Origin of the sequence: Streptomyces phytophilus (genome assembly GCF_013870535.1) — a bacterium.
Classification (GTDB): domain Bacteria; phylum Actinomycetota; class Actinomycetes; order Streptomycetales; family Streptomycetaceae; genus Streptomyces; species Streptomyces phytophilus.
On the sequence record NZ_JACBXC010001394.1, the window covers coordinates 1 to 1508 of the forward strand.

Consider the following 1508-nt stretch of genomic DNA (forward strand, 5'->3'; position numbering starts at 1 on the left):
CGGGCCCAGCTCGGCGCCGTCGACGACGCTGTCGGGCAGCACGGCGGCGAACGGGTCGCCGTCGCGTACGGACGGCAGGCCCAGCGGGCGCGGCGGGTAGCTCGGCGGGCGACCTACGTACTCGGGGTCGCCGCGGGGGGCTTCGGGCGCGGGCGCGGGGTCGCGGGGCTGGATGATGGCGCGCTGGATCTCGGGCGGGAGCCCTTCGAGCAGTCCGTCGCCGGCTCCGTGGCAGGCCGCGTAGCCGCTCGTGCCCTGCGTCCGCCGCGGGTCGCCGTCCGGCGGTATCTGGCGGTCCATGAGACGGTCCGAACCCTCCCCTCGCGTCAGAGCTTGTCCAGCGTGACCGTCTCGAACCCGGGCACCTTGTCGTCCACCGCGAGCGTGAAGTCGCCGCTGCCGTCCGCGGAGATGCTGCTCGCCGAGCGCACGATGGAGCGGGTCAGGCTCGCGGCGAACTCGCGCAGCGCGGCGGCCGGCGAGATGGCGGAGTCCTGCTGCATGAACGCGCGGAAGTTCGCCACCCGGCTGATCGTGGCGGTGTCCGCCTCGCCGATGCCGAACGCGATGATCTTGGGGCAGTAGCGCGACTCGGTCAGCTCCCGCAGCGCCTCCTCCCACTGCCCGTCCGTGGGCACCCCGTCGGAGAGGAAGAACGCCACCGGCCGGTAGACCTCGTGGCCCTCGGCCTTCAGATCGCCCACGTCCGTCTCGATGCACGCCTTGAGGGCGCGGAACGCCTGCCCGTACGACGTCACTCCCCCGGCGGCGAGCGCGGGCAGGGTGTTCAGTTCGCTGAGGTCCGCCAGCGGCTGGAGCACCTGGGCGTCGTCGGAGAAGCCGATGAGGGCGAAGCGGGTCTTGTCGGCCACCGTGGGGTTGGTGCTGATCTCCTGGTGCAGTTCGGGGAGCGCCTTGTTGATGGCCTCGATGGGCGCGCCGCCCATCGAGCCCGACTCGTCGCACACCAGGTAGAAGGGCAGGATCTGCACGGGCTGTTCCTCCGGTTCGGAGCGGGGGCGTCAGTAGGTGTAGAAGTAGATCTCCAGGTCCGCGCGCCCGCCGGCGCCCTGGAGCAGCACGAAGTCGCGGGTGGTCGCGCCGCGGAACATCCGGGGACGGGCGTCGTCGAGCAGGGAGTTGACGCGGCGCGCGTAGGCGACGCCGGCACCGGCGTCCTGGTGGTGGCCGAAGGTGAGCACGATGGCGGCCTGGCGGCCCTCGTGCTTCGCGGTGACCTTGCGGAGCTGCTCGACGAGGCGCGTACGGTCCGAGGAGTCGGCCTCGACGGCGACCTTCACGGGCTCGCGCTCCACGGCCCGCGGGCCCGACCTGCTCGGCGACGGCTCCGGCTTGCCCTTGCCGTCCTTGCCGTCCGTGCCGGGTGAGGCCGAGGCGTCGGGCGAGGGCTGCCGGGCCGCCGCCGGATCGCCCTGGTCGCCCATGGCGATGAGGGCGAGGACCAGCAGCACGTCCGCGAAGAGCCAGCCGGCGAGGTGCAACGGGTG

2 protein-coding genes and 1 pseudogene are annotated in these 1508 nt (G+C 73.0%); all 3 read right to left on the minus strand.

The features are described 5' to 3' along the window. Positions 1-300 (minus strand): annotated as a pseudogene (locus H5J30_RS32700) (hypothetical protein); the annotation flags it as partial. Positions 301-326: 26 nt separating this feature from the next. Further along, positions 327-992: a vWA domain-containing protein gene (locus tag H5J30_RS32705; protein WP_181791297.1), complete on the minus strand. Its 666-nt coding sequence runs from the start codon at positions 990-992 to the stop codon at positions 327-329. Between the two features lie 30 nt (positions 993-1022). Further along, positions 1023-1508: hypothetical protein (locus tag H5J30_RS32710; protein ID WP_258563654.1), on the minus strand; the 486-nt coding region annotated here is incomplete at its 5' end.